Origin of the sequence: Pseudogemmobacter sonorensis (assembly GCF_042762395.1) — a bacterium.
In the GTDB taxonomy this organism is placed as follows: domain Bacteria; phylum Pseudomonadota; class Alphaproteobacteria; order Rhodobacterales; family Rhodobacteraceae; genus Pseudogemmobacter; species Pseudogemmobacter sonorensis.
Window position 1 is genome coordinate 56,883 of the sequence record NZ_JBEFZE010000011.1, and the last position, 26,219, is coordinate 83,101.

The 26,219-nt window shown below is 69.5% G+C and carries 16 protein-coding genes; 12 read left to right on the top strand and 4 right to left on the bottom strand.

Annotated elements, in window-relative coordinates:
* The first annotated feature begins 146 nt into the window (after positions 1 to 146).
* On the top strand, positions 147 to 1,502 hold the full coding sequence (locus ABNX41_RS10475; protein ID WP_438669672.1) for an HlyD family secretion protein: 1,356 nt from the start codon (positions 147 to 149) through the stop codon (positions 1,500 to 1,502).
* Between the two features lie 109 nt (positions 1,503 to 1,611).
* Positions 1,612 to 3,570 carry a glycosyltransferase gene (locus tag ABNX41_RS10480; RefSeq protein ID WP_438669673.1) on the top strand — a complete coding sequence of 653 codons (1,959 nt, stop codon included), beginning with the start codon at positions 1,612 to 1,614 and terminating at the stop codon, positions 3,568 to 3,570.
* 274 nt (positions 3,571 to 3,844) lie between these two features.
* Here the strand turns inward: ABNX41_RS10480 and ABNX41_RS10485 are convergent, their stop codons facing one another.
* Both ABNX41_RS10485 and ABNX41_RS10490 read right to left on the bottom strand, forming a co-directional pair.
* Positions 3,845 to 4,375, bottom strand: a complete 531-nt coding sequence (locus ABNX41_RS10485) for an acyl-CoA thioesterase (RefSeq protein ID WP_438669674.1) — start codon at positions 4,373 to 4,375, stop codon at positions 3,845 to 3,847.
* A gap of 398 nt (positions 4,376 to 4,773) precedes the next feature.
* On the bottom strand, positions 4,774 to 6,141 hold the full coding sequence (locus tag ABNX41_RS10490) for a Do family serine endopeptidase (protein ID WP_438669736.1): 1,368 nt from the start codon (positions 6,139 to 6,141) through the stop codon (positions 4,774 to 4,776).
* Between the two features lie 525 nt (positions 6,142 to 6,666).
* On the opposite strand from ABNX41_RS10490, the gene rpiA reads away from it, so the two are divergent.
* The 7 genes from rpiA (at position 6,667) to ABNX41_RS10525 (ending at position 17,140) form a co-directional block, all read left to right on the top strand.
* Positions 6,667 to 7,452 carry a ribose-5-phosphate isomerase RpiA gene (gene rpiA, locus ABNX41_RS10495; RefSeq protein WP_438669675.1) on the top strand — a complete coding sequence of 262 codons (786 nt, stop codon included), beginning with the start codon at positions 6,667 to 6,669 and terminating at the stop codon, positions 7,450 to 7,452.
* Between the two features lie 1,005 nt (positions 7,453 to 8,457).
* Complete coding sequence (locus ABNX41_RS10500) at positions 8,458 to 9,879, top strand: FAD-dependent oxidoreductase (protein ID WP_438669676.1); 1,422 nt, start codon at positions 8,458 to 8,460, stop codon at positions 9,877 to 9,879.
* A 316-nt stretch (positions 9,880 to 10,195) separates the two neighbouring features.
* Positions 10,196 to 11,440, top strand: a complete 1,245-nt coding sequence (hflK, locus tag ABNX41_RS10505; RefSeq protein WP_438669677.1) for an FtsH protease activity modulator HflK — start codon at positions 10,196 to 10,198, stop codon at positions 11,438 to 11,440.
* The gene (hflC, locus tag ABNX41_RS10510) at positions 11,440 to 12,354 is read left to right on the top strand and encodes a protease modulator HflC (RefSeq protein ID WP_438669678.1); all 915 of its coding nucleotides are present in this window, start codon (positions 11,440 to 11,442) and stop codon (positions 12,352 to 12,354) included. Before hflK ends, hflC begins: the two co-directional genes overlap by 1 nt.
* A gap of 1,321 nt (positions 12,355 to 13,675) precedes the next feature.
* Positions 13,676 to 15,055: an L-serine ammonia-lyase gene (locus ABNX41_RS10515; RefSeq protein WP_438669679.1), complete on the top strand. Its 1,380-nt coding sequence runs from the start codon at positions 13,676 to 13,678 to the stop codon at positions 15,053 to 15,055.
* A 467-nt stretch (positions 15,056 to 15,522) separates the two neighbouring features.
* The gene (locus ABNX41_RS10520) at positions 15,523 to 16,815 is read left to right on the top strand and encodes an adenylosuccinate synthase (protein ID WP_438669680.1); all 1,293 of its coding nucleotides are present in this window, start codon (positions 15,523 to 15,525) and stop codon (positions 16,813 to 16,815) included.
* 40 nt (positions 16,816 to 16,855) lie between these two features.
* Positions 16,856 to 17,140: a DUF2842 domain-containing protein gene (locus tag ABNX41_RS10525; RefSeq protein WP_438669681.1), complete on the top strand. Its 285-nt coding sequence runs from the start codon at positions 16,856 to 16,858 to the stop codon at positions 17,138 to 17,140.
* A 291-nt stretch (positions 17,141 to 17,431) separates the two neighbouring features.
* Here ABNX41_RS10525 and ABNX41_RS10530 read toward each other — a convergent pair whose 3' ends face one another.
* Complete coding sequence (locus ABNX41_RS10530) at positions 17,432 to 20,599, bottom strand: hypothetical protein (RefSeq protein ID WP_438669682.1); 3,168 nt, start codon at positions 20,597 to 20,599, stop codon at positions 17,432 to 17,434.
* 296 nt (positions 20,600 to 20,895) lie between these two features.
* On the opposite strand from ABNX41_RS10530, the gene ABNX41_RS10535 reads away from it, so the two are divergent.
* Entirely contained in the window at positions 20,896 to 21,570 is a 675-nt protein-coding gene (locus ABNX41_RS10535; protein ID WP_438669683.1) for a thiamine diphosphokinase, read from the top strand.
* Between the two features lie 319 nt (positions 21,571 to 21,889).
* Here the strand turns inward: ABNX41_RS10535 and ABNX41_RS10540 are convergent, their stop codons facing one another.
* Positions 21,890 to 23,332 carry a Glu/Leu/Phe/Val family dehydrogenase gene (locus ABNX41_RS10540; protein ID WP_438669684.1) on the bottom strand — a complete coding sequence of 481 codons (1,443 nt, stop codon included), beginning with the start codon at positions 23,330 to 23,332 and terminating at the stop codon, positions 21,890 to 21,892.
* Positions 23,333 to 23,804: 472 nt separating this feature from the next.
* Here ABNX41_RS10540 and ABNX41_RS10545 point away from each other — a divergent pair, with 472 nt between their 5' ends.
* Both ABNX41_RS10545 and ABNX41_RS10550 read left to right on the top strand, forming a co-directional pair.
* A complete protein-coding gene (locus tag ABNX41_RS10545) occupies positions 23,805 to 25,634 on the top strand; it encodes a TadE/TadG family type IV pilus assembly protein (protein WP_438669685.1) in 1,830 nt (609 codons plus the stop codon).
* A complete protein-coding gene (locus tag ABNX41_RS10550; protein WP_438669686.1) occupies positions 25,631 to 26,218 on the top strand; it encodes a TadE/TadG family type IV pilus assembly protein in 588 nt (195 codons plus the stop codon). Before ABNX41_RS10545 ends, ABNX41_RS10550 begins: the two co-directional genes overlap by 4 nt.
* Position 26,219: the final 1 nt, after the last annotated feature.

The window sequence follows — 26,219 nt, forward strand, 5'->3', positions numbered from 1 at the left end:
TGAATGGCAATTTAGCCGCATTTTACCGGGATTTTATGGATCTGGGGCTCCAACCCCGTCATTTCAACGGTTTTCGCCCGTCTCCCGCCGGGCAAGGACATCACCAGGGACAGGTCCCCGGACCCCTCAGGACAGGACGCGCCATCATGGCAGGCAAGCTCGGATTTCTTCTCAGGCGCGGCGCCAAGTTTTCGCTCGGCCTCGGGGCGCTTGGCGTCGCGGGCTGGACCATGGGCGCCCAGCATCTGCAACCCTACAGCGCCGAGGCGGTGCTGAACGCGCCGCTGGTGTCCTTGATGGCGCCGGGCGAGGGCGCGCTCACCGACCTGCCCGCGCCGGGCCACCGCGTTTCGCAGGGCGAGCGGATCTTCACCATCTCGGCCTTCCCGCGCATCGGCGGCATGGCCCAGCAGGCGCTGGTCGGCCTTGGCACCGAAAGCGCCCGCCGCCTGGCCGAGGTCAAGGCGCTGCACCGCCAGATCGACGAATTGCAGGCCATCGCGACGCGGCTGGCCGCCCAGGCCGAGACCTATCGCACCGCGCAGTCCGAGCAACTCGCCCTTGCCATCGCCGAGCTGGAAAGCCGCCTCTCGCTGCGCGAGGCGCAACTGGAGACCGCGCGCCGCACCGCCGAGCGGGTCACCCGCCTGCGCGGCAGCGGCGCCGTCTCGGAGAACGAGCTAGAAAGCGCGCTTCTGGACCTGACCCTGGCCGAGCGCGAACTGGCCATCGCCGAAAGCCAGCTTGCGCAGAAGCGCCATGCGCTTGAACATGCGCTGACCTCGACCTTCCTGGGCGACGCCTACAACGACGTCTCCTATTCCATGCAGCGCCATGACGAGGTGATGCTGCGCATCGCCGATCTGACCGCCCAGATGACGCTGAAATCCGAGGGCCTTCCCGCAGCATTGGTCGAGGGTCTGGTCGGGGGCCTGGTCGCGGACCTGCCGGAAGGCGGGCCGATGCAGGTCTCGTTCGGCGCGCAGCCCCATGACGGCGCCATCGCCATCGCCTCGCCGGTGCAGGGCCGGGTCTGGTCGACCCCCCTGCCCGAGGGCATGCCGGTCTCGACCGGCGAGACGGTGATCGAGATCGCCGATTGCAGCCGCATGACCGTGGTCGCCGACATCTCGCGCCGGGGCTCGGCCAGCATCACCCAGGGCGCGCGCATCGGCTTTACCCCCACCGGAAGCGCGCAGACCTTCGCGGGCACGGTGATCCGGCTCGCGGACGGCAGCCACGACCAGCGGCTGGCGATCGCCGCGCCGCGCGGGCCCGAGGCGGTCTATCAGGTGGTCGCGGTGCTCGATCCCGCGCCCGCGCTGGCCGAATCCTGCGCCATCGGCGCGCTTGGCCGGATCGCGCTTTGGGAAGACCAGGCGCCGCCCGCGCCCTCGTCCCCCCGCGGCTCGGTCTTCGACGGGTTCCTGGCGATGATCGGGATGGGCACCACCCAGATCGCGGCCAGCGAACTGGCCCCGGGCGCGCCGCTGCGGCCCTGACCGGATGGAAGAGGGCGGGCCCCCGGCTTGCCCTGCTCTTACCCGCCTTCTTCCAACCTTCTCCCGCTCCTCTCCCTTTCCCGACGCCCCCTCCCGACAAGGAACCCCCATGCCCGCTGGAATCGGCCCCGTTCTGATGATCATCGGGCTTGCCCTGGCCGTGCTGCCCTTCGTGCGGCGCGAAAACCCGGTGGTGCGCGCGATCGCGGCGCTGTTCTGCGCCGGGCTGGTGCTGCGCTATATGGCCTGGCGCATCACCCAGACCCTGCCGCCCTTCGCCTTCGACGCCTCGACCCTCTGGGCCTGGGGCTTCCTCGCGACCGAGCTTGCCGCCGGGATCAGCGGGCTGACGGTGCTGTTCTTCCTGTCGCGCCACCGCGACCGCGGCGCCGAGGCCGATGCCAACGCCGACTGGCACGCGCAGGGCGGCCAATCCCCGCGCGTGGCCGTTCTGCTGCCGACCTACAACGAGGAACGCGACATCCTCGAACGCTCGATCCTGGGCGCGAAGGCGCAGGATTACGCCAATTTCTCGGTCCATGTGCTGGACGACGGGCGGCGTGACTGGCTGCGCGACTATTGCGCCGAACTGGGGGTGGGCTACCACCGCCGCGCCGACAATGCCCATGCCAAGGCCGGGAACATGAACGCGGGCCTCGCCTCGATCGAGGCCGGGGGCGAATCGGGGGGCGAGCGGCCCGAGATCCTCGCCATCCTGGACGCCGATTTCATCGCCATGCCGCATTTCGTCAGCCGGGCGATCGCGCTGATGCACGATCCCAAGGTGGGCGTGGTGCAGACGCCGCAGCATTTCTTCAACTCGGACCCGTTCCAGCACGCCTTCCGCGCCGCCAAGATCTATCCCGACGAGCAACGGTTCTTCTTCGACACCATCCTGCCCGCCAAGGACGCCTGGGGCACCGCCTTTTCCTGCGGCACCTCCTCGCTCGTGCGGCGCGAGGCCCTGCGCGCCATCGGCGGCTTTCCCACCGAAAGCGTGACCGAGGACATGCTTCTGTCGCTGAAATCCCAGGCGGCGGGCTGGAAGACGGTCTATCTGAACGAAAGGCTCAGCCAGGGCCTCGCGCCCGAGGGGATGGGCGAATACATCAGCCAGCGCGCGCGCTGGTGCCTGGGGCTGATGCAGATCCTGCGCAGCAAATGGGGGCCCTTCGGCCGCAGCGGGCTGCGCGCGGTCGACCGGCTGAGCCAGATCGATTCCGCGCTTTACTGGATCGCGACCTTCCCCTTCCGCATCATGTGCTTTCTGGTGCCGGTGGCCTTCTGGTTCACCGGGGTCGCCGTGGTCCATACCAGCCTGCCGGAACTGCTGTCGCATCTGGGGCCCGCGGTGACCTGCCAGGTGATCCTGCTGGCCTGGCTGTCGCGCGGGCGGATCCTGCCGCTGATGACCGACGCCAACCAGCTTATCGCCGCGCCCGAGGTGATCCGCGCCTGCGCCGCCGGGCTGCTGCGCCCCCGGGGCCATAAATTCGTCGTCACCGCCAAGGGCGGCGACCGCAGCAGGGTCGTGGTGCAATGGGGGGTGATCGGGCGGCTGTCGCTTCTGGGCGTGCCCACGGTGCTGGGGGTGATCTACGCCCATCTCGACCCCTGGCTGCCCTATCTTTACCACGACGCCTTCTGGGTCTCGCTGTTCTGGAGCTATTACAACATCTTCGTGCTGGCCGTGGTCGCCATGGCCTGTATCGAGCTGCCACGCCACCGCGACGAGCGTTTCCCCACCGCCGAGACCGCCCGGACGCTGCAGGCGGATCGCATGCGCGAGGTGCGGCTGATCGACCTGTCGCTGGGCGGCGCGCGCATCCGGGGCGAGACCGACCTGCCCGTCGGCGCCGCGCTGGAGATCGAACTCTCGGGCATGGCGCCGCTGGCCGCGATGGTGATGGAAAAGAGCCGCGCAAGCTGGGTTCTGCGCTTCACCGCGCCCGAAACCGCCCGCCCGGCGATGATCCGCCGGTTGTTCTCGGGCGCATATGGCACGCCGATCGCCAGCATCCGCTTTCACCGCGTGCTGGGGGCGATGGTCGGGCGGCTGGTCAGCTGACCAGCCCCGGCCACCGGGTGGCATTGGAGAGGCCCGGCCGGGCGGCAGGCGCCTCGGGACAGTTTTTCCATGCAGCGAAAGCCTGCCCCCCAGCGGCAGGACGGGCAGCCCGGGAACGAAACCGCCGCCGCGTTCGCGGATTGCGGGCTTTCCTCCGGTTTCGGGCCCGGTTCTGGCCCTTCGGCCCTGCCCGCCCTTCTGGCCGCCCAATTCTGGCCGCCCAATTCTGGACCCTCGGCCCCAACCCCTCAGTTCTGCGCCCAGCCCTGCCCTCTCAGCCCTGGCTCCCGAAGGCCACCACGCGCGGCCGACCCGCCTCGTCCAGCGCGACGAAGGTGAATCTGGCATCCGTCACCTTGATCGAGGCGGTGCCGTAGCGGTCGCGCCGCCAGGCCTCGACATGGATGCGCATCGAGCTGCGGCCATGCGATTCCAGTTCGGCGTAAAGCGAGACCTCATCCCCCACCTTGACCGGCTTGAGGAAGGTCATCCCCTCGACCGCGATTGTCGCGGCGCGCCCCCGCGCCAGCCGCGCGGCAAGATTGCCCGCCGCCAGATCCATCTGCGCCATCAACCAGCCGCCGAAGATATCCCCCGAGGGGTTGGTGTCCGATGGCATGGCGATGGTGCGGATCACCGGCTCATGCCCGGGCGGGCGCGGCGCCTCCTCCGCGGCAAGGCTTGCGGGCTGGACCGCGCCGCCCCGGGCAAGGGTCGCCCCGGGATCCGGCCTTTCCTGACGCGCCCCCGGCGCGGCCGGGTTCGCCAGATCAGGGCCGGGCGCGGCAGAACCCGGCGGATCCAATCTCGGCCCGCCAGACTTCGACGGCTCCGGATCCGACGAACGATGGAGCGGCAAATCTGGATGTGGCGAGGCCAGGTTCTGCGGATCCAGGTTCTGCGGGGCCGAGTTCTGCTGGCCCGACGCCTTCGGATCTGGGCTGCGGTCGTGGGTCATTCTCTCTCCTGCGGCGCAGGTTCCAGAATGCCGCGTCCGGTCTCCGGACAAAAGAGGGCCCGCCCGTTCTCCGGGCAAAAAAGGAACCGCCGCCAAAGCCGCGCCGCGCCCCGGCATCAGAAAGGGCGACCGGCAAGGCCGATCGCCCGGTTTCAGGGCAGTCCGAAGGCGCACAGGCAGCTAAACGGCCCCAAGAGCACCCCCAGAGGATCGCGGTTCTCCGCAAGACCGGCGGCTGCGCCGCCTCAGTTCACCGCCAGCGCCAGGAAGCGCGGATCGCCGTCGCGGCGGATCAGAAGCAGGATCGACCTGCGCCCGGCGGCCTTGGCCTCTTCCACCCGGTCGCGCAGGTCCGAAAGCCGCGTCACCCCCTGCTGGCCCGCCTCGACGATCAGATCGCCCTCGCGCAGCCCCTTGGTCCAGGCGTCCGAACTCTGGTCCACCCTGGTGACCAGAAGCCCCGTCGCATCCGCCGCCAGCCCCAGCCGCCCGCGCAACTCGGAATCCAGCGCCTGCAGCGTCAGGCCCAGGATCTCCAGCTCGCGCGGCTCCACCGCGCCGCCGCCGCCGGGCTGCGACACCGGAAAGGCCTTGGCCTCCTCGTCCTCGCGCCGCCCCAGCGTGACCTGAAGCGTCATCGATTCGCCCTCGCGCAGGATCACCACCGGCACGACCGCGCCCACCGGCGCCTCGGCCACCTTGCGCGTCAGATCGCCGCCGTTGCCGATGGCGGTCCCGTCCAGCGTCACGATCACATCGCCCGAGCGGATCCCCGCGGCCCTGGCCGGCCCCTCGGGCACGTCGATCACCAGCGCGCCCGCCGCCACCTCCATCCCCATGGATTCGGCGATGTCGGGGGTCACGTCCTGGATCCGCACCCCCAGCCAGCCGCGCCGGGTCTCGCCATATTCCTTCAACTGGTCGACGACCTTGGTCACCACGTTCGAGGCCATCGAGAAGCCGATCCCGATCGAGCCGCCGGTGGGCGACAGGATCGCGGTGTTCACCCCGATCACCTCGCCCGCCATATTGAACAGCGGCCCGCCGGAATTCCCGCGGTTGATCGCGGCATCGGTCTGAAGATAATCGTCGTAGGTGCCCGTAAGCTCGCGGTTCCGGGCCGAGACGATCCCGGCCGAGACCGAGAACCCCTGCCCCAGCGGATTGCCCATGGCCACGACCCAGTCGCCCACCCGCGCGGTGTCGGAATCGCCGAAGGCCACGAAGGGCAGCGGCTTTCCGGCCTCGACCTTCAAAAGCGCGATATCGGTCTTGGGATCGGTGCCGACCAGCACCGCCGTCAGCTTCTCGCCCGAGAAGAATTCGATGGTGATCTCGTCGGCGCCCTCGATCACATGGTTGTTGGTGACGATATAGCCGTCCTCCGAGATCACGAAGCCCGAGCCGAGCGCCTCGGACCTTTGCTGGCCGCCCTGGCCGCGATCCCCGAAATCATTGAAGAAATCCTCGAAGGGGCTGCCCTCTGGCACGATGGGCCCGCCCCGCGACGGCCCGGCGACCAGGGCCGAGGTGGTGATGTTGACGACCGAGGGGCTGATGCGCTCGGCTAGATCGGCGAAACTCTCGGGCGGGGCGAAGGCCAGCACCGGCATGGGCGCGGAAAGCGCAAGCCCCGCGCCAAGCGCAAGCGCCAGAGCGGCGGCGCGGCCAGGCCGCGACGAAGGACGAAACGGAAGGACAAGAGCCAAAACGGGATCTCCTCATGACATCGGCCGATGCACCGAACCGCGGCGCCCGCCGCCCGGAACCGGCCCCAACCGGCCGGAAACCGCACAGCCGGGCCCGCGCCGGATCGGTATCAAGATGAACAGTGCGGCAAGGCGGCGCACAATGCAAACCCTGTCGCGCGCCATCAAAGCGACGTGAACGCCGCCCGCCAAACGCTCCTCCGCAAACCTCCCGGGGCCCCCGCCCGGCCCCCCCCCCGCCAAACCACCCCATCCCTCTTCTTCTTTGCAAAAATATCCCGGGGTGAGGCGCCAAAGGCGCCGAGGGGGCAGCGCCCCCTCCCGCCGCCTCCGCCCCCCACCCCGCCCGACAAAAGCCTTTTGCCCTCGGCCCGCGATTGCGATACTGCGCCCGCATCCGCCGTTCCGTTCCCAGCGAGGATCACCGCCATGCCCGCCGACCTCAACCCGATCGACAAGGCCAAATTCGTCGCCGCGAAACGCGCGGTGGATTATGTCGAGGACGGGATGAAGCTCGGCCTCGGCACCGGATCGACCGCCGCCTGGATGGTGCGCTGCCTGGCCGAGCGGGTCCGCAACGAAGGCCTGCGCGTCAGGGGCGTGCCGACCTCGCGCCGCACCGCCGAACTCGCCGCCTCGCTGGGGATCGCGGTCCATACGCTCGACGAGGTCAAATGGCTCGACCTGACCATCGACGGCGCCGACGAATTCGACCGCGACCTGAACCTGATCAAGGGCGGGGGGGCGGCGCTCCTGCAAGAAAAGATCGTCGCCACCGCCTCGGACCGCATGATCGTGATCGCCGATGCCGCGAAAGAGGTCGCCCGCCTCGGCGCCTTTCCGCTGCCGGTCGAGGTCATCCCCTTCGGCTGGCAGACCACCAAGGCTCTGGTCGAGGAGACGCTGGTCTCGATGGATGTGCTGGGCCGCGACACCGCGCTGCGCATGAACGGCGAGCGTCCGCTGATGACGGACGAGGCCAATTACATCCTCGACCTGCATCTGGAGCGGATCGGCAATCCGCGCCAACTCGCGCTGGTCTTGAACCAGATCCCCGGCGTGGTGGAGAACGGGCTGTTCATCGACATCTGCGACATCGTGGTGATCGGCGAGGCCGACGGGCGGGTCTCGGTCCGAGACATCAACGCGGGCACCACCGACGAGGACCGGGTGGAATTCGCCCCCACCGACAATATCTTCGCCGATCTGGACTGAGCTTTCTCCGCCCGCGGCAGGCGCCCGGGGCCAGTTTCAGGCCGACCTCCCGGGGGGGCGGGTCCTCCGGGCCAGCCGCCCGGGTCGGTCTCCCGAGCCGCTTCCCCGGGCCTTCGATTGCCAAAAGCTTCATTTCCCGGGGCCAGTCCCCGGGCCAGTTCCCCGGCCATCACCCTTCCGACAGTCGCCGCCCCGAGGCCACCGCTTTCCCGGACGATCAATTCCGAGAGCATGTTTTCCCCAAGCCCCTCCTCCGGGGTAACACGGCCCCGGACCAGCGCGTCCACCAGCGTCTCCCCAGAGCTGCCGCGCCCCGGCCGTGCCCCGGATGGCGCCACCCCGGCGCATTCCTCAGCGCTCCTGCGGCTCTCGCGCCGCGCGCCCATTCCCCCGGTCACCTCCCGGTCCCACCTGCCTTTCCGCGACAAGCCGGACAGCGCGGCCCGCGAGGGCGCGCAGGGGCCCCCTCGGCCTTGTTCATGCGCCATTCGCGCCATCGCAGGACAACTCCGCCACAAGCCCCATGACTGCACCCGGACCGGGCGGGACGGCGGCGCTCGGGAAGGATCGGGCCGAGGCGTCCCCACCCGCCATGCTCATGCTCATGCTCATGCTCATGCTCATGCTCGGCCAGAGGCAAACAGGCGACAATACGCAAGCCACGGCCGAGAGGCCGCGAAGGATGGGCCGCGACTGAGGGCTGCAACCGAGGGCCGCAACCGGAACCGCGGGGGCCACGACGAGCGGCGGCGGCGGGAGGGCCGCGGGCACTGGCCTTTCGGAACGCGCTGTGGGATAGCTGCGGGCGGGGCCGGGACCGGAAGCGAATGGCCCCGAAGCGCGAGGGGTCGGGCGCAAAGAATCGCGCGCGGGATGCAAGGCATGGCGCGGGTCGGGCCCGGCGCGCAGGCACCGCGACCCCGGCAAGGTGGCGCTTGCGGCCCGGACCGTGGTCGGCGCTGGATCTGACGGGACCCGACCGGGAACCTGACTGGGGGACGAAACATGGCATTCGACTGCGATCTTTTCGTGATCGGCGGCGGCTCGGGCGGGGTCCGGGCGGCGCGGATGGCGGCAGCCACCGGCGCGAAGGTCGCGCTGGCCGAGGAAAGCCGCATGGGCGGCACCTGCGTCATCCGGGGCTGCGTGCCGAAAAAGCTGATGGTCTATGCCTCGGGCTTTCGGGACCTGCCCGCCGAGGCCCGCGCCTATGGCTGGGACATCGCCGAGGGCCATTTCGACTGGACCGCCTTCCGCACCCGCCTTCACGCCGAGCTCGACCGGCTCGAAGGCGTCTATCGCGGGCTTCTGGCCGGGTCCGGGATCGCCGTCCACGACCAGCGCGCCCGGCTCGTCGACCCGCACCAGGTCGAGCTGGCGGACGGCACCCGCATCGCCGCCCGCCATATCCTGATCGCCACCGGCGGCCGGCCCGACCGGCCCGAGATCCCCGGAGCGGAGGCGGGCATGGTCTCGGACGATGTCTTCGGGATGGAGCGCCTGCCCGGAACGCTGGCGATCCAGGGCGGCGGCTTCATCGCCTGCGAGATGGCCTCGATCTTCGCGGGGCTGGGGGTGAAGGTCACCCAGTTCCATCGCGGCACCCAGATCCTGCGCGGCTTCGACGACGAGGCCCGCGCGCTGATCGCCGAATCGATCCGCGAAACCGGGGTGGATCTGCAACTGGACGCCTCGATCGCCGCGATCGGCCCCCGCGCGCAGCTTGAGCGCGCCGACCTGCCCGCCTCGGAGCCGGTTCCCGCCGCGCGGGCGCTGCCCCCCGGCGAGCCGCTCGCGGTCAGGACCCGGACCGGCACGATCCTTGACACCGATGCGGTGCTCTTCGCCACCGGGCGGCGGCCGAACACCGAGGGGCTGGGTCTGGAGGATCTGGGCGTGAGGCTGGGGCGGCGCGGCGAGATCCTGGTCGATGCCTACAGCCAGAGCTCGGTCCCCTCGATCCATGCCATCGGCGACGTGACCGACCGGGTGAACCTGACCCCGGTCGCGATCCGCGAGGGGATGGCGTTCTCGCGCACCGTCTTCGAGGGCATCCCCACCGCGGTCGATCACGATCTGATCGCCTCGGCGGTCTTCACCCGGCCCGAACTGGGCAGCGTCGGGCTGACCGAGGAGGAGGCCCGCGCGCAGGAGCCGATCGAGGTCTATGCCACGGCGTTCCGGCCGATGCGCTCGGCCTTCGCGGGATCGGAAGCGCGGGTGATGATGAAGCTTCTGGTGTCCCAGGCCACCCGCCGGGTCCTGGGCTGTCATATCGTCGCACCCGAGGCGGGCGAGATGATCCAGCTTGCCGCCATCGCGATCAAGATGGGCGCGACGAAAGAGGATTTCGACCGCACCTGCGCGGTCCATCCCACCATGGCGGAAGAACTGGTGACGATGCGCAGCCCGGTGCGTCGCGACTGAGCCGGTGGCGGGGCGGGGTATGGCCGGGACAGGCAAGGGGGCGCTGCCCCCTCGGCGCCTTTGGCGCCTCACCCCCGGGATATTTCTGCAAAGAAGAATGGGGAAGGCCGGAGGGGGCGTTTGTGGGGCAGGGAGCGGGAGGCGGGCACATGGCGCGCGTGCGGACCCGGGATGGTGAGCGGTGCCGGAGGCGGGCGACGGGCATGGGCCCGGGGCGGGGGCGCGAGGTCGGCCTGGCGGATCGTCTCCAAGCTGTGCCTTGATTTTATCGGCCTGATGCACAATTCAGGCAGGGAAGAAACACAAGGAAGGTTCAATGGCGGGTAGCGGAGGCCCCTGGGGGGGCGGAGGCGGCGACGACGACCGTGATGGCGGGCGCAACGGCGGACGCGGCACTCAGGGCGGCGGCAACGGCCAGGGCGGCGGTTCGCGCCGTCCGGGCGAGAGTGGCCAGATCCCCGAGATCGACGAGATCATGCGCAAGGGGCAGGAGCAGCTTCGCGTATTGATGGGCGGGCGCGGGCGCGGCGGCCAGGGCAATGGCCAGGGCGGCGGGCCGCGCAGCGGACCGACCGGCACCGGGCCGATCTTCACCCGGCAGGGCCTTGCCATCGGCGCGCTGGCCGCGGTCGCGGCCTGGGCCTTCATGTCCTTCTACACCGTGCGCCCGGAAGAGCGTTCGGTGGAGCTGTTCCTTGGCGAGGCCTCGGGCATCGGCGAGCCGGGCCTGAATTTCGCGCCCTGGCCGGTGGTGACCTATGAGAAGGTCCAGGTCACCGGCGAGCGGACCACCGATATCGGCGCCGCCGACGGCAGCACCGGCGCGCTGATGCTGACGCGCGACCAGAATGTCGTCGACATCGGCTTCCAGGTGGTGTGGAACATCTCGGATCCCGAGCGCTATCTCTTCAGCCTCGCCGATCCCGAGGAGACCATCCGCGCCGTGGCCGAATCGGCGATGCGCGACATCATCGCGCGTTCGGAGCTTTCGCCGATCCTCAACCGGGACCGGGGCGCCATCGCCTCGGACCTGCGGGTGGCGATCCAGGCCACGCTCGACACCTACAACGCCGGGATCCAGGTCATCCGTCTGAACCTGGCCCGCGCCCAGCCCCCGGCCGATGTGGCCGAGGCCTTCCGTGCCGTGCAATCGGCGCAGGCGGAACGCTCGCGGCTGGAAAACGAGGCCGACGGCTACGCCAACCGCGTGACCGCGGGCGCGCGCGGCGAGGCGGCGCGGCTGACCGAAGAGGCGGAAGCCTATCGCGCCCAGGCCGTGAACTCGGCCGAGGGCGAGGCCTCGCGCTTCCTCTCGGTCTATGAGGAATACGTCAAGGCGCCCGAAGTGACCCGCCGCCGCCTTTACCTCGAGACGATGGAACGGGTCTATGGCGGCATGAACATGGTCATCCTCGACGGGGTGGGCGGAGAGGGCGCGGGACAGGGCGTCCTGCCGATCCTGCCGCTGGACGGGCTGGTCGGCCCAGGTTCGGGTTCGGGCTCGGGCGGCAGCGCCGTCCAGGGCGCCGCGGCCGCAACCGCGACGGGGGGGAGCAACTGATGCGCGCGATCTATGTCATTCCGGTGCTGGTCGCCCTTGTGGTCACCGCGCTGTCCTCGGTCTTCATCGTGGACGAGCGCAAGAAGGCGCTGGTCCTGCAATTCGGCGAGGTCACCCAGATCAAGGAGGATGCGGGCCTGGGCTTCAAGCTGCCCTTCATCCAGGAGGTGGTCTATTACGAGGACCGCATCCTCGGCCTTCAGACCGCGCCGATCGAGGTGACGCTGCTGTCCGACCGCCGCCTGGTGGTCGACGCCTTCGCGCGCTGGCGCATCACCGACCTGGGCGCCTTCCGCCGCGCGGTGGCCGGGGGCGGCGAGGCCCGCGCCCAGGTGCTGCTGAACAACATCCTCCAGACCGCGATCCCCGAGGTTCTGGGCACCACCACCCAGGACCGCGTGCTCAGCCAGGACCGCACCGCGCTGATGAACGAGATCCTCGCCATCGCCCGGCGCGAGGCGGCGGCGCTCGGCGTCACCGTGATCGACGTGCGGCTGACCCGCACCGACCTGCCCGAGCAGAACCTTGCCGCGACCTTCGCCCGGATGCGCGCCGAGCGCGAGCGCGAGGCCGCCGATGAGGTCGCGCGCGGTGGCGAGGCCGCGCAGCGCGTCCGCGCCACCGCCGACCGCACCGTGGTCGAGGAGACCTCGCGCGCGCGGCGCGAAGCCGAGGTGATCCGGGGCGAGGCAGATGCCGAGAGGAACCGAATCCTGGCCGAGGCCTATGGCTCGGACCCGGAATTCTTCGCCTTCATCCGCTCGCTCACGGCCTATGAGAGCGCGCTGGTGACCGGAAATTCCTCGATCGTGATGCAGCCCGACAACGAGTTCTTCACTTATCTGCGCGGCGAGGGCGGCGTGGTGACGGGTGGCGCGGCGACAGCCGTGCCGATCCCGGCGCCCGCTCCCTGACGCCTGCACAGCAAGCAACATCCCCGGGGCCCCGAATGCGCGGGCCCCGGCGGCTTTTGTGCCGCACGCCCCGATCCGGGAAGCGTCGGCTCCGAAAGCGACAATTCTTGAGGCGCCACGCGCCCCCGGGGCTGCGAAAGCCCCGCTTTCCCCCGAGAGCAGAAAACCGGCCCTCTGGCCTTCGCTGGACCGCTTGCGGGCCTGCGCTCTGGCGCGGCCCCCGCACAGTTCAGGGGTCTGGCCGCCAACCGTCAACCGCCAACCGCCAACCGCCAAAAAATGCCCGGCCATCACGGCCCTGCGTCAAGTCTCAATGTCACATTCGTTCAGGATATGGGCCGAACAGTCGATATTCGTCGCAATCGACATGACCGCCCGCCAAGGCGAGCCATGCTGACCGGCCCTGAATGGCCCATGTTTCGCCCTCTTTGCCGATTTGAGGCAAGGAGGGCATGGAGCACGGGGAAACTCGGCAACGGCTCAAACGCGATGCGGTGGCGTGGATCACCGAGCGAGGCGACCTCTCAAAGCAAACGGATTTCCGGCTGAAGCTGGAAGTATTCTCGCCACCTTGCGCGTGTTCTCACCCTTTTGCGCGATGGATATCCTCTTCCCACAGCCCGCCGGGGGGGGGAGAAACGGGCCGGGCCCAGCCTCCTCCCCGGCGGGCCGTGGAAAAGGTCTTGGCGTGGCGCGGCATCGCGGGGAGGGGAAGCGGGAAATCGACCCGGAAGTTCCCGTAAACATTCAAACTTCTATCTGAGCCGCGCCCATCGGGGAAGAGTTTCCGCCGCAGAGCCGACTTCAAGAGACTTCTCAAGCAGCCTTTCAGGGCATTCTCTTGCGCAGTCCGTGGGCTGCCGCCGTCCCGACCTTGCCGTGACGCGCGCGCCCCCCCCCTGCGCCACCCGCCTCCGCAATCGCGCACGCCCCCCCCCGCGCGGCCAGCGACAGGAACGCCTCGGCATCCGGCCCGGGACCACCATGCGCGCAACCATGCGGCTCCGGCTGCCTTAGCCGCGAACGCCCTGCCCCGGCGGCCCAGCCCAGACAAGCCGCCCCCGGGCAACCATGCGGCTCCGGGCGCCCTAGACGCGAACACCCTGCCCATGCGCGCATCCTACCGACGCGCGCCCTGTCCACGAACGCCCCAACCGGGACAAGCCCCAGCCCAGGCACATTCCCGCCCGACGCCAGGACACACCGCCGCCAATGCTCCCCTGACGCCCCCCTGACGCCCATCGCCCCATCGGCGTCGCTTTCGGGCTTCACCTCGGCGCCGCGACACCCCATCTTGAACAGGCGCGATCCGGAGATCCCCATGTTCCTGTCTGTCTTCGATATGTTCAAGGTCGGGATCGGCCCCTCCTCCAGCCATACGATGGGGCCGATGGTCGCCGCCGCGCGCTTTCTCGACCTGTTGCGCAATTCGCCCTTCCAGGCCCATGGGCTGAAAGCCTCGCTCCACGGCTCGCTCGCCTTCACCGGCGTCGGCCATGCGACCGACCGCGCGACGATCCTGGGCCTCGCGGGCTTCTCGCCCGAAAGCTACGACCACGAAAAGGCCGAGGCCGCGCTGGCCCGGATCCAGGCCGAGGGCCGCGTGACGCCCCCCGGCCTCGGGCCGCTGGCCTTCGATCCGGCCCGCGACCTTGTCTTCGACTATGGCCCGGCGCTGCCCGGCCACGCCAATGGCATGATCCTCAAGGCCACCGACGCCCAGGGCGACGCGATCCTCGAAGAGACCTGGTATTCCATCGGCGGCGGCTTCGTCCTGACCGCCGCCGAACTGGCCGAGGCGACCGGCGCGCGCAAGAAGGCCGCCGCCCCCGTGCCCTTCCCCTTCGCCACCGGCGCCGAAATGCTGGCCATGGCGCGCAAGGCGGGCCTGTCGGTCGCCGCGATGAAGCGCCGCAACGAGGTCGAGTTCCGCCCCGCCGATGAGATCGACCGCGGCCTCGCCCGGATCTGGCAGGTGATGAGCGACTGCATCGACCGAGGCATGCGCAGCGACGGCATCCTGCCCGGCGGTCTGGGGGTGCGCAGGCGGGCCAAGGGCATCCATGACGCGCTGCTGGCCGAGCGCGGGCGCAACCTCGCCCCCCCCCATGTGATCAACGACTGGATGAGCCTCTACGCCATGGCGGTGAACGAGGAAAACGCCGCCGGCGGCCAGGTCGTCACCGCGCCCACCAATGGCGCGGCGGGCGTGGTCCCGGCGGTGATCCGCTACTGGCTGGACCATGTGCCCGGCGCAAGCGCCGCGGGCGTGGCCGAATTCCTGCTGACCGCCGCCGCGATCGGCGGGCTCGCCAAGCACAACGCCTCGATCTCGGGCGCCGAATGCGGCTGCCAGGCCGAGGTCGGCTCGGCGGCGGCCATGGCGGCGGCCGGGCTTTGCGCGGTGATGGGCGGCAGCCCGGAACAGGTGGAAAACGCCGCCGAGATCGCGCTGGAACACCATCTGGGCATGACCTGCGACCCGGTGAAGGGCCTGGTCCAGGTGCCCTGCATCGAAAGAAACGGGCTGGGGGCGATCAAGGCGGTCTCGGCGGCCTCGCTCGCGCTCCGGGGCGATGGCCGACATCTCGTCAGCCTCGACGCCTGTATCGAGACGATGCGCCAGACCGGCCGGGACATGCATGAGAAATACAAGGAGACCTCGCTCGGCGGCCTCGCCGTCAACGTGCCGAACTGCTGAGCCCCGCGCGCAGGCGCAGCCCCCCGGCACAAGCGCGGCGACCGCGATTTGCCCCCCCGACCACCCTTCCACAGGGCCGCGCAAATCCCCGCCATCGCGCCGGGGGCAGCTTCGTCCAACCCGCCTCCCTTCTCCCAGAGAACCACCCAACTCCGCGGGCAATCCACCGCCGCCATCCCCCCGCCCACCCCACCACCCTCCACCAAACGGCCCAAGCCCCCCGACCGCCCCAAACGGCATGCCCCTTCATCTTGGCCCAAATATCCCGGGGGGAGGGCTCCACCAGGAGCCCCGGGGGGCAGCGCCCCCCTTCTTCGCCCCGCGCACGCACCGCCCTGCGCATGCACCGCCCCACTTCGCCCCAACCGAAGCCCCCCTCCCGCCCGCCCCCCTTTTTCCTGTTTCCCCCGCGCGCCCGCCCCGCTATACCCCTGACGCATTTTCCTGTTGCGAAGGACATCGTCAAAATGGCCAACGTTGTTGTCGTGGGCGCCCAATGGGGCGACGAGGGCAAGGGCAAGATCGTCGACTGGCTGAGCGAGCGCGCCGATATCGTCGCCCGCTTCCAGGGCGGTCACAACGCGGGCCATACGCTGGTCATCGACGGCAATGTCTACAAGCTCTCGCTGCTGCCCTCGGGCATCGTGCGCGGCGGCAAGCTCTCGGTGATCGGCAATGGCGTGGTGCTCGACCCCTGGGCGCTCCTGGCCGAGATCGACAAGCTCGGGGCCCAGGGCGTGACCATCACGCCCGACAACCTCTATATCGCCGAGAACACGCCGCTGATCCTGTCGATCCATGGCGAGCTCGACCGCGCGCGCGAGGCGCAGAATTCGGTCTCGAAGATCGGCACCACCGGGCGCGGCATCGGCCCGGCCTATGAGGACAAGGTGGGCCGCCGCTCGATCCGCGTCGCCGATCTCGCCGATTCCCAGACGCTCGACACCCGTATCGAGCGGCTCCTGACCCATCACAACGCGCTGCGCGCAGGGCTGGGGCTCGACCCAGTCGACGTGCCCGCGCTGAAGGCGCAACTGGCCGAGGTGGCGGGCCGCATCCTGCCCTATGCCAAGCCGGTCTGGAAAGTGCTGACCGAGGCGCGGCGCGCCGGAAAGCGCATCCTTTTCGAAGGCGCGCAGGGCTCGCTCCTGGATGTGGATTTCGGCACCTATCCTTATGTCACCTCTTCGAACACGCTGGCGGGGATGGCGGCGACGGGGGTGGGCCTCGGCCCGACCTCGATCGACTTCGTCCTCGGCATCGTCAAGGCCTATACCACCCGCGTCGGCGAGGGCCCCTTCCCCAGCGAGCTTCACGACGCCGACGGCCAGCGCCTGGGAGAGCGGGGCCACGAATTCGGCACCGTCACCGGCCGCAAGCGCCGCTGCGGCTGGTTCGACGCGGTGCTGGTGCGCCAGACCTGCGCCACCAGCGGGGTTTCGGGCATCGCGCTGACCAAGCTCGACGTGCTCGACGGGTTCGAGACGCTGAAGATCTGCACCGGCTATGAGCTGGACGGGGTGCGCTACGACTATCTGCCCACCGCCGCCAATCTTCAGGCCCGGGTGACGCCGGTCTACGAAGAGATGGAAGGCTGGAGCGAATCGACCGCGGGCGCCCGTTCCTGGGCCGACCTGCCCGGTGCGGCGATCAAATATGTCCGACGCATCGAAGAGCTGATCCAATGCCCGGTCGCGATGCTCTCGACCAGCCCCGAGCGCGACGACACCATCCTCGTGACCGATCCTTTCGCGGACTGACCCATGTCCCCGGGGACCCAGATGGCGCGGGAGGGCTGAGATGGCGCTTGGCTACAAGGCCCGCAAGCGGCTGGCGCTCGCCATCCTCACCCTCGGGCTTCCGGCCTATGTGGTGGCGGTGGTGACGGTGATCGACCTCGCCAATGCCCGCTGGGGGCGGATGCCGCTCTGGGGCGAGTTCCTGGTCTTCGTCGGTCTGGGGATCCTGTGGGCCCTGCCCCTGCGCCATGTCTTCAAGGGGATCGGCCAGCCCGACCCCGATGGTGACGATGGCAGCGACGGGGGCGGCGACGGGGGCAATGGCGACGGGGGCGAGCGCCCCTGAGGCCGTCCGGCCCGAGGGCCGAAGCGCCGGGCCGAGGAAATCCGTGCCGGAACCGGCACCAGGCCGCCCGCACAGGCGGGCCCCGCTTGCGAGATCCCGGGGCCTCGTCGGGCGCCCCGCATCCTGCGCCCCTTCACGCGCGAACCCGCACCGGCTGCCCGCAACGCACGAACATCGCACCGGCACCCTTTCGAACGGCTGAAATAGCAAACGGACGGAGGGTTGCCCCTTCCGCCCGTCCGCCATTTCAGCCGCCGCCATGCCCGACCCCGCCCCCGGGGAACGGAAGCCTCAGCCCGCGAAGCGGCGCGCCTCGGCCAGCAGCGGCGAATCCTCGGCCAGGGCATATTGGCCCCGGCGGACCTTCTCGATCCGCCCCTCGCGCAGAAGCGCGCCGAAGCTGCGCAGCCCCTCTTCGCGGCGCCGGCCGTTCTGCAACTCGGCGCTGGAGAACGCGTGGCGCATCAGCACCGGGCGGGTGAAGACATCGCGCTTCTCGACGAAAGTGGCATAGACCGCCGCCGCCTCCAGCAGCCCGGGCAGCGAGGTCGCGCCAAGCCGTTCGGCGAAATCCTGGAAATCGCTGCTGTCGTCGAACATGTTGCCCGCATCCGGCGCGTCTTCCTCTTCGTCATCCTCGTCGGTCAGCAGGTTCTGGGCCGAGGTCTCGAAGCCGCCCTCTCCCAGGGCTTCGGCCAGTTCGGCCTCTTCCAGCGCCGCGCGCAGCGAGGCGTCGAAATCGTCCTCGGCCAGCGGCGCGACCGGGGCCTGGGCCTGGGCCCGAAGCGGGGCCTGCTCGACCGTCTCGGCATGCCCGAGCGCGGCCTCCGGCCGCTCCTCGGCCGCCAGATCCGCCGGATGGGCCGAGGCCAGCGCGGCCCCGCCCATCGGGCGGCGCGGGCGCACCGGCATGACCGGCGCCACCGAAGGCGCGGCGGGGGCGGCCGGGCGGTCGATCCGCTGCTCGGACACCAGAACCAGCGGCGAGGGCCGCACGCCCCCCCGCTCCGCCGACGGGGCCGACGACGCGCCGGGATTGCCATCTGCCAGGCCACCCTCCCGACCGCCCTCGACGGGGCGAACCGGACGCACCGGGCGCACGGCGACGCGGGCGAGATCGGCGCGATAGGCTTCCTGACGCTCGCCCTCGGCGGGCTGCGCGATCCCGGCCTTGCGATCGGCGACGGTGGCGGCCACGGCGGCCTTCAGATGCTGGATCGCGGCCAGGCGGCGCTGGCTTTCGGGATCGGCCATGCTGTCGTCGGCCTGTTTCAGCAGCCGGGCCACATCGGCCTCGGCTTCCGCCACCGGCGCGCGCGGCGGCGTCGGCTGGGGCGTCGGCTGGGGCCCGGCCACGGGATGCGGCGCCGCCTCGGCGGGCGCGGCGCCCGGCAGGGATTGGGCCAGATCGCTGCGGCGGATCTTGATGACCCGGGCGCGGGCCCTTTGCAGCTTGTCGGCGATCGCCGGGTCGACGGTGGGGGCCACCGAGGCGGCGCCGACCGCGTCGCCCTGGCTGGTCGCGCCCAGGTTCGCGGGGGTCTGGTTCGCGGGGGTCTGGTTCGCGGGGGCATCGTTCGCGCCCTCCACCCCGGGCATGAGCGCCTGTGGCGCATCCGCTACGGGCGCGGGCGCTTCGAAGGCCGGGGTTTCGAAGACGGGCGCTTCGAGGGCAGCGGCTTCTAGGGCGGCGGCTTCGGGGGCGTCGTCCGGGATCTGCCAACCGTCTTCGGATTGCCAACCGTCTTCGGATTGCCAATCGTCTTCGGCGGTCTGCGTCGCTTCGAAGCCGGTCTCATCGAACCCGGCGGCCTCGTCGTGCCGGGCCGGTTCGTGGCTTTCGGGCAGATCCCGGCTTTCGGGCGCGCTTTCCGGCGCCAGCGATTCGGCCACGAGGTCGGAGAGCAGTTCGAAACCGTCGTCCTCATCCTCGGCGGCATTCTCCCATCCGGCCAAGCCGGGGGCGGGAGTGTAGGCGCGCGCCGTCTCATCCGCCAAGGGGGCCGCTTCCGCGATCCCCGGCGCGGCCAGCGCCGCGATCATCGCATCGAGCCCCTCATCCGCGGCTTCGGCTTCGGCTTCGAACGAGGCCGCGGGCGCGGTATGGGATTCATCCTCCGACAGCAGCGTCTCAAGCCGGTCCAGAACATTCGCCCCGTCCTGCACCAACCCGTCCTGCACCGAATCGACGGCAACCGATTCGTCCTTCGATTCGACCACCGGCTCGGCCAATTGATCGGGCAGGACCGATTGACGCAGCCGCGCCAGCTTGGCCGCAACGCCGCCGGGCATTTCGGCGCGCAGCAGCGGCGCCGCCGCTTCGGCGAAGTCGGGGCCCTGCGCGGGCGCCTCGACAAGCGGCAGCGCGAAATCGGCATCCGGCGCGGCGACATCCATATCGGATCCGGTATCGAACGGCGCCCCGGCCCCGGAGAGGTCCTGAGAAGCATCGGTATAGAAAGCCTCGTCCGGCTGGTCGGCATCGGGCGAAACAGGGAGGAGCGCTTCGAAGGGGGCCTTCACCGACGCATCGGCCAGCCGGGAATCGGCCGGTGCGAAATCACCCTGTGCAAGATCCGCCACCGGATGCGGGGCCCCGGGCGCGACGCCCTCGGGCGCAGCGGCGGCGGGCAGGTCTTCGGGAAACGCGCCGTCCGTCAGGTCGGCCGCGAAATTCCCGGAAGCATCCTGATGAGCATCCTGAGGGGCTTCGCCAGAGGAATTGCCGGAGAAACTGTCCGGGAAATCCTCGGCGAAATTCCCCGGGAAATTTCCGGGCACCCCGGTTTCGGGCTGGAAGGCCTCGGGCGCGGAATCCGTCTCGGTCCAGTCTTCGGCCCCGTCTTCGGCTCCGTCTTCGGCAGCGGGATTCCCGGCGGTGAACTCCTCGGCCAGATCCGATCCGGCTGCGGTCCAGGCTGCGGCCAACGGGGCGACATCCTCGGAGAAGGTCGCGGCGCCCTCGGCCGGGCCGTCGAAAGCCACACCGGGATCTTGCGTTGCAAATTCAATGGATTCAGGCGCGAATCCGGTATCGGCGCAGGCGGCCTCCCCGGCAGTTTCGGGCGGAAGATCGGCGGGCGGAGCATCGGCCGCCACAATCGGGGCCGCCGCAAGCGCGGTCGCCGGAACCAGGGCCACGGCTGCGCGCGCCGCGAATCCTTCCTGCGCCCCTCCCCGCCGGGACGGCGCCGCCTCCACCGCCTCGCCCGCGCGCAGGACGACGCCATTGTCGTCCACCCGTGCCTCGACCCGGCGCTGGATCTCGCGCTCGGCGATGCGGTGCAGCATGGCGGCATCGGGCTGCGGCGGCTCGGCGCCGAAATAGCGGTCCTCGGCGGCGAGATCACGGAAATATTCCGCGATCGCCTTCATCGTGTTGAAAGGATCGTCAAAGCCTTCCAGCGTGCAGCTGAAGGTCCCGTAGGATACCGTCAGGATCTTGCTTGCACCGATCATGGGGCGAACCTCATACTTTCCATGACGGAAACATTGTCTCCGTCCTGTTCGAATCCATGGACAGACCGGGGTAATTTGATGGATTGATTGTGGCCCCCGGCCCCGATCCCCGCCTTAATTCGTCCGTTGCGGCCCCGGCGAATCCACTTCACCCCCGCCGGGACCGGCCCGGACGGCCGTCCATCCACCGCCCTGCCCGACCGGGCCCGCCCCGAGCGCAAGCCAAACCCCAGCCCAGACCGCGGCCCGATTTCCGCCCCCTCAAGACCGGCCCTCACCTTGACCCGAGTATCCACATGAACCGCCCCCTCGTGCAATCCCCCGGCGGGGTCACTCTTGCGGGAGGCGGGCCGGTTTCGGCCACCGACCTGCGCCGATGCCTAGCCCGCGCGCCGATGGCGGTGGCGGCCGACGGGGGCGCGGACCGCCTGCTGGCCCATGGCGTGATGCCCGAGGCGGTGATCGGCGACATGGATTCGCTGTCCGAGGCCGCGCGGGCGCGCATCCCCGCCGCGCGGCTGCATCCGATCGCCGAGCAGGAGAGCACCGATTTCGACAAGGCGCTGCGCAGCATCAGGGCGCCCTTCATCCTTGCGACCGGCTTTGCCGGCGGGCGGATCGACCACGGCCTGGCCGCGATGAACGCGCTGCTGCGCCATGCCGGGCGGGCCTGCATCCTGGTCGGGCCGAAGGATCTGGCCTTCGCGGCCCCGCCCCGCCCGATCGCGCTGGCGCTGCGGCCGGGGGATACCGTCTCGCTCTTTCCGCTGGCGCGGGTCGGCGGCCGGTCCGAGGGGCTGCACTGGCCGATCGCCGGGCTGGATTTCGCGCCGGACGGGGTGATCGGCACCTCGAACCGGGCGACCGGGCGGAGGGTGGAGCTGGCCTTCGACCGGCCCGGCATGGTGGTGATGGTGCCGCGCGGGCGGCTGGATGCGACGATCCGGGCGCTGACCGAGGGCGGGGGGTGAGGTTTCCGGGGGCGGGTTCGCTGCTGCCGGGAGCGGGGAAGAAGGGGGGGGCGGGCGGGGAGAGTCCGGGTCTTTGCTTCTTTTTTGGGGAAGCGGCGGGATTGTCGGCCGGGGTTTTCGGGGCGGGCGTTTCGGTGGGAGGCGCTTCCGGCATCCCTGTGGGTGGGATGGGGTCCGGGGATGGGAATTGACCGGGCTGGCCCCGAAATCCGGGAAGGGAAAGGGCGGGGCACGCCTTGCCCCGCCCCGTCTCCATCTCTTCCGTCTCCATCTCTCCCGTCTGCGTCCGCCCTGCCCCGCCGGGTCGGGTTCCGGGGTCTCAGATCCCCTTCGAGCGATAGGTCTTCGCCACCCGCTCGATCGCGACGATATAGGCGGCGGTCCGCAGGTCCTCGACATCCTCGCGACCGTGCCAGACCTCGCGCATCGACTGGTAGGCGGTGCGCATCGTGTCATCGAGGCCCGAGCGCACCAACGCCAGTTCGTCCGACCCTTGCAGGAATTTCTCCTTGAAATCCTCGGCCAGGCTCCAGCCGAGGCCGCGGTCGGCGCTCAGCCGTTCCAGCTCCTCGACCAGGAGCCGCGAGCGGCCCTCTTCGGCGCGGCGCTGCATGCGTCCGAAGCGGATATGGCTGAGGTTCTTCACCCATTCGAAATAGGAGACCGTCACCCCCCCGGCATTGGCATACATGTCGGGGATGATCAGCCGCCCGCGCTTTCTGAGGATCTCGTCGGCGCCGAAGGTGACCGGGCCGTTGGCGGCCTCGATGATCAGGGGCGCGCGGATGCGCTCGGCATTGCCGCGATGGATCACCCCTTCCAGCGCCGCCGGGATCAGGATATCGCATTCGGCTTCGAGCAGGCTTGCGCCGTCCTCGACATAGGTGGCACCGGGGAAGCCCTTCACCCCGCCATGCTGGGCGATCCAGTCGCGCACCTCGTCGACGTTCAGCCCGCTGTCGTCGACCAGGCCGCCGTCGCGCTCGGCGATGGCGATGACCTTGCAGCCATCCTCCTGCGACAGGAACCTGCCCGCGTGCCAGCCCACATTGCCCAGGCCCTGCACCACGACCCTCTTGCCGCCGAGGCCGCCGCTCAGCCCGGCCCTGGCCACGTCGACCGGATGGCGGAAGAATTCGCGCAGGGCGAACTGGACGCCGCGCCCGGTGGCCTCGACCCTGCCCCGGATGCCGCCGGCATGGGGCGGCTTGCCGGTGACGCAGGCCTTGGCGTTGATGTCGGTGGTGTTCATCCGGGCGTATTGGTCGGCGATCCAGGCCATCTCGCGCTCGCCCGTGCCCATGTCGGGGGCGGGCACGTTCTGCGCCGGATGGATCAGGTCGCGCTTGATCAGCTCATAGGCGAAGCGGCGGGTGATCTGTTCCATCTCATGCTCGTCCCAGGCGCGGGGATCGACGCAGAGCCCGCCCTTCGAGCCGCCGAAGGGCGTCTCCACCAGGGCGCATTTGTAGGTCATCAGCGCGGCCAGCGCCTCGACCTCGTCCTGGCTCACGTCGAGCGAGAAGCGGATCCCGACCTTGACCGGCTCCATATGTTCGGAATGGACCGAGCGGTAGCCGGTGAAGGTCTCGATCTTGCCGCGCAGCCGCACGCCGAAGCGCACCGTATAGGTCGAGTTGCACACCCTGATCTTCTGTTCCAGCCCGGGGCTGAGGTCCATCAGCCGCACCGCGCGGTTGAACATCAGATCGACCGAGGCCCGAAAGCCCGGCTCGGTCTCGCCGGTGATACCCGTTGTCATTGCCGTCTCCTCCGTTTCGATGCGGCCGGGGCGGGAAGAACTCACGCGCCGCCCAAGGCCCCGCCACAACGCGAGTTTACGCCCGCCTCCCGCAACTTCCCATGACAAATTCCGGCACGAGAGCGGGAAGACGGCGGTTCTGCGCGACCGGGGTGAGCGGGGCGGGACGGGCGGCGGGGCGCGGTCGGGTCGGGATTGCAGTGGCGGGACCGGCGCCACCGCATGGCGCGCCGGTTCGCTAAAAACGAATCAGTTTTGTTAACCTTGAGGGCGGAAATGCGGCCGGGCCCCGGGGGCGAACCGTTCGCGGGGCGCGGACAGTTCTCCGGGCCGGGCCGCGAATGTTTCCCCGCCACCGAATTGCCGGCCCCCCGACCGCAGCCCGCCACAATTCCGCCCCCAAGCCACGGCCTTAATGAGCGCGGAAAGGCCTGCCTGAAGCATGGCGGCCGATGACCCCTGGATCGGTATCATGATTACGAATTTCGCCCGTCGCCCTGCCTCCGGCTCCCGCCCCCTTCCCGGGCGCTGCGCATTGCCGCCGGGCGGCACCGCCTGCGGCCGGGGATCCGACGGGCAGCGATCCGGCGCGCGCTGGCGGGCCCGCCAGCGCATCGGCGCCTTCCTGCACGAGGAAGACGGCGTGATGGCGACGCTGGTCCTGCTGTTCTTCTTCCTGATGATCGTCACCGGCGGCATCGCCGTCGACGTCATGCGCTTCGAGACCCGGCGCGTGGCTGTCCAGAACACGCTGGATCGCGCCACGCTGGCGGCGGCCAGCCTGCAACAGACGCTCGATCCCGAAGAGGTGGTGCGCGACTATTTCGACAAGGCCAATCTGGGGCAGGCGCTGGACGGCGTGGACGTGGTGGACGGGATGAACTCGCGCCGCGTGACCGCCGACGCCTCGGTGCTGTCGCGGAACTATTTCATGTCGATCCTGGGCGAGCCGGACCTGCGCGCGTTCAACGTCTCGCAGGCCGAACAGAGCGTGACCAATGTCGAGATCGCGCTGGTGCTCGATATCTCGGGCTCGATGTATAATACCATCAGCCGGATCAACAATCTGAAGGTCGCGGCGAAGGATTTCGTCGACACCGTGCTGGAAAACGACCTGGAGAACCGGATCTCGATCTCGATCGTGCCCTACAACGGCCAGGTCAACCTGGGCCCCGAGCTGTTCGGCAAGTTCAACGCCACCCACACGCACGGCTATGCGGAATCCTACTGCCTCGACCTGCCCGATTCGACCTTCACCTCGACCGGGGTGTCGCGCACGACGGCATTCCCCCAGACGCCCTTCATCGACGGTTTCTCGACCACCCAGCAGACCAACGGCTATTACGACCACAACAACAGCGACTGGTCGCGGGTCAGGTGGGATTCCGCGCGCAGCGTCCATCCCAGCGTCTTCTGCGCGCCGCACAGGGAAAACTATGTCCTTGTCCACACCAACGACATCGACGAGTTGCACGACCGGATCGACGGGCTGATCGCGATCGGCGCGACCTCGATCGACCTGGGGATGAAATGGGGCACGACGCTGCTCGACCCGTCGTCGCAGGCAATCGTCGCGCAAATGGCCGCTTCGGGCAGCGTGCCGTCGGAATTCGCCGACCGCCCCGCCCCCTATACCGACACCGAGACCCTGAAGGTCATCGTGCTGATGACCGATGGCGAGAATTTCGAGGCCGAATACATCAACCCCGCCTATCGCACCGGAATCTCTGACATCTGGCGCGCCAATGACGGCCGCTATTCGTTCTTCGACGGCGGGCGGGTGAACAACTCCAGCACCACGACCCGCTGCAACAGCCGCCCCTTCTACGTCCCCCATCTGAACGCCTGGCATTCGCGGCCCTGGAACGGCACGACGCCCGGCTCCAGCGCCTGCTATTCGCCGACGGCAAGCTATTCCAATACCACCCAGCAGACCTGGCCCGAGGTCTGGCAGCGTCAGCGCATGCAATGGGTGGCCTGGCAGCTTTACGCCCGCCGGATCGGCGGCAACAACGCCACCGCGCGCAACAACGCCTTCGTGCTGTGGCGCGACACCTTCCGCTCGACCACCTCGATCTCCGACATGGACGACCGGCTTGAGGTGATGTGCGAAACCGCAAGGCAGCGTGGCATCCTGGTCTATGGCATCGCCTTCGAGGCCCCCTCCAACGGCCGTGATGCCATCCGCAACTGCGTGTCGGAACCGCATTCGACCTATTTCTTCGACGTCTCGGGCCTTCAGATCCGCACCGCCTTCGCGCTGATCGCCTCGAACCTGAGCCAGTTGAGGCTGACGCAATGAGCCGCCCGAATCCGGTTTCCCGCCTGCTCTCGCACCTGCGGCACCGTGCGCAAAGGCTGTGGCGGCGCGAGGACGGCACGGCGACGATCGAATTCGTCTTCTGCGTGCCCGTCGTCCTGACGCTGTTCATGGCCTCGATGGAAAGCGGCTATTACATGATCCGCCATGTGATGATGGATCGGGGGCTGGATCTGGTGATCCGCGACTACCGGCTGGGGCGGCTGCAATCGGTCAGCCACGACGATTTGCGCAAGCTGGTCTGCGAAGCGACGCCGGTGATCCTGAATTGCGAAAGCGCGATGCGGGTCTGGATCCAGCCGATCAACACCACAAGCTGGGCCCGGCCCGGCACCAACGCCTTCTGCGGCGACCGCAACGGCACGTTGACCGCGCCCTCGACCGGCTCGGTGCAGCATGGCGCCTCGAACCAGATCATGTTCGTGCGAATCTGCATGATCCAGAAACCCCTGTTTCCGACCACCGGCCTCGGCCTGCAACTCAGGGCGGATTCGGTGTCGGGCGGCTACCAGCTTGCGGTGACGACGGTGGTGGTCAACGAGCCCGTCAACACCTCGGGCAATTGAG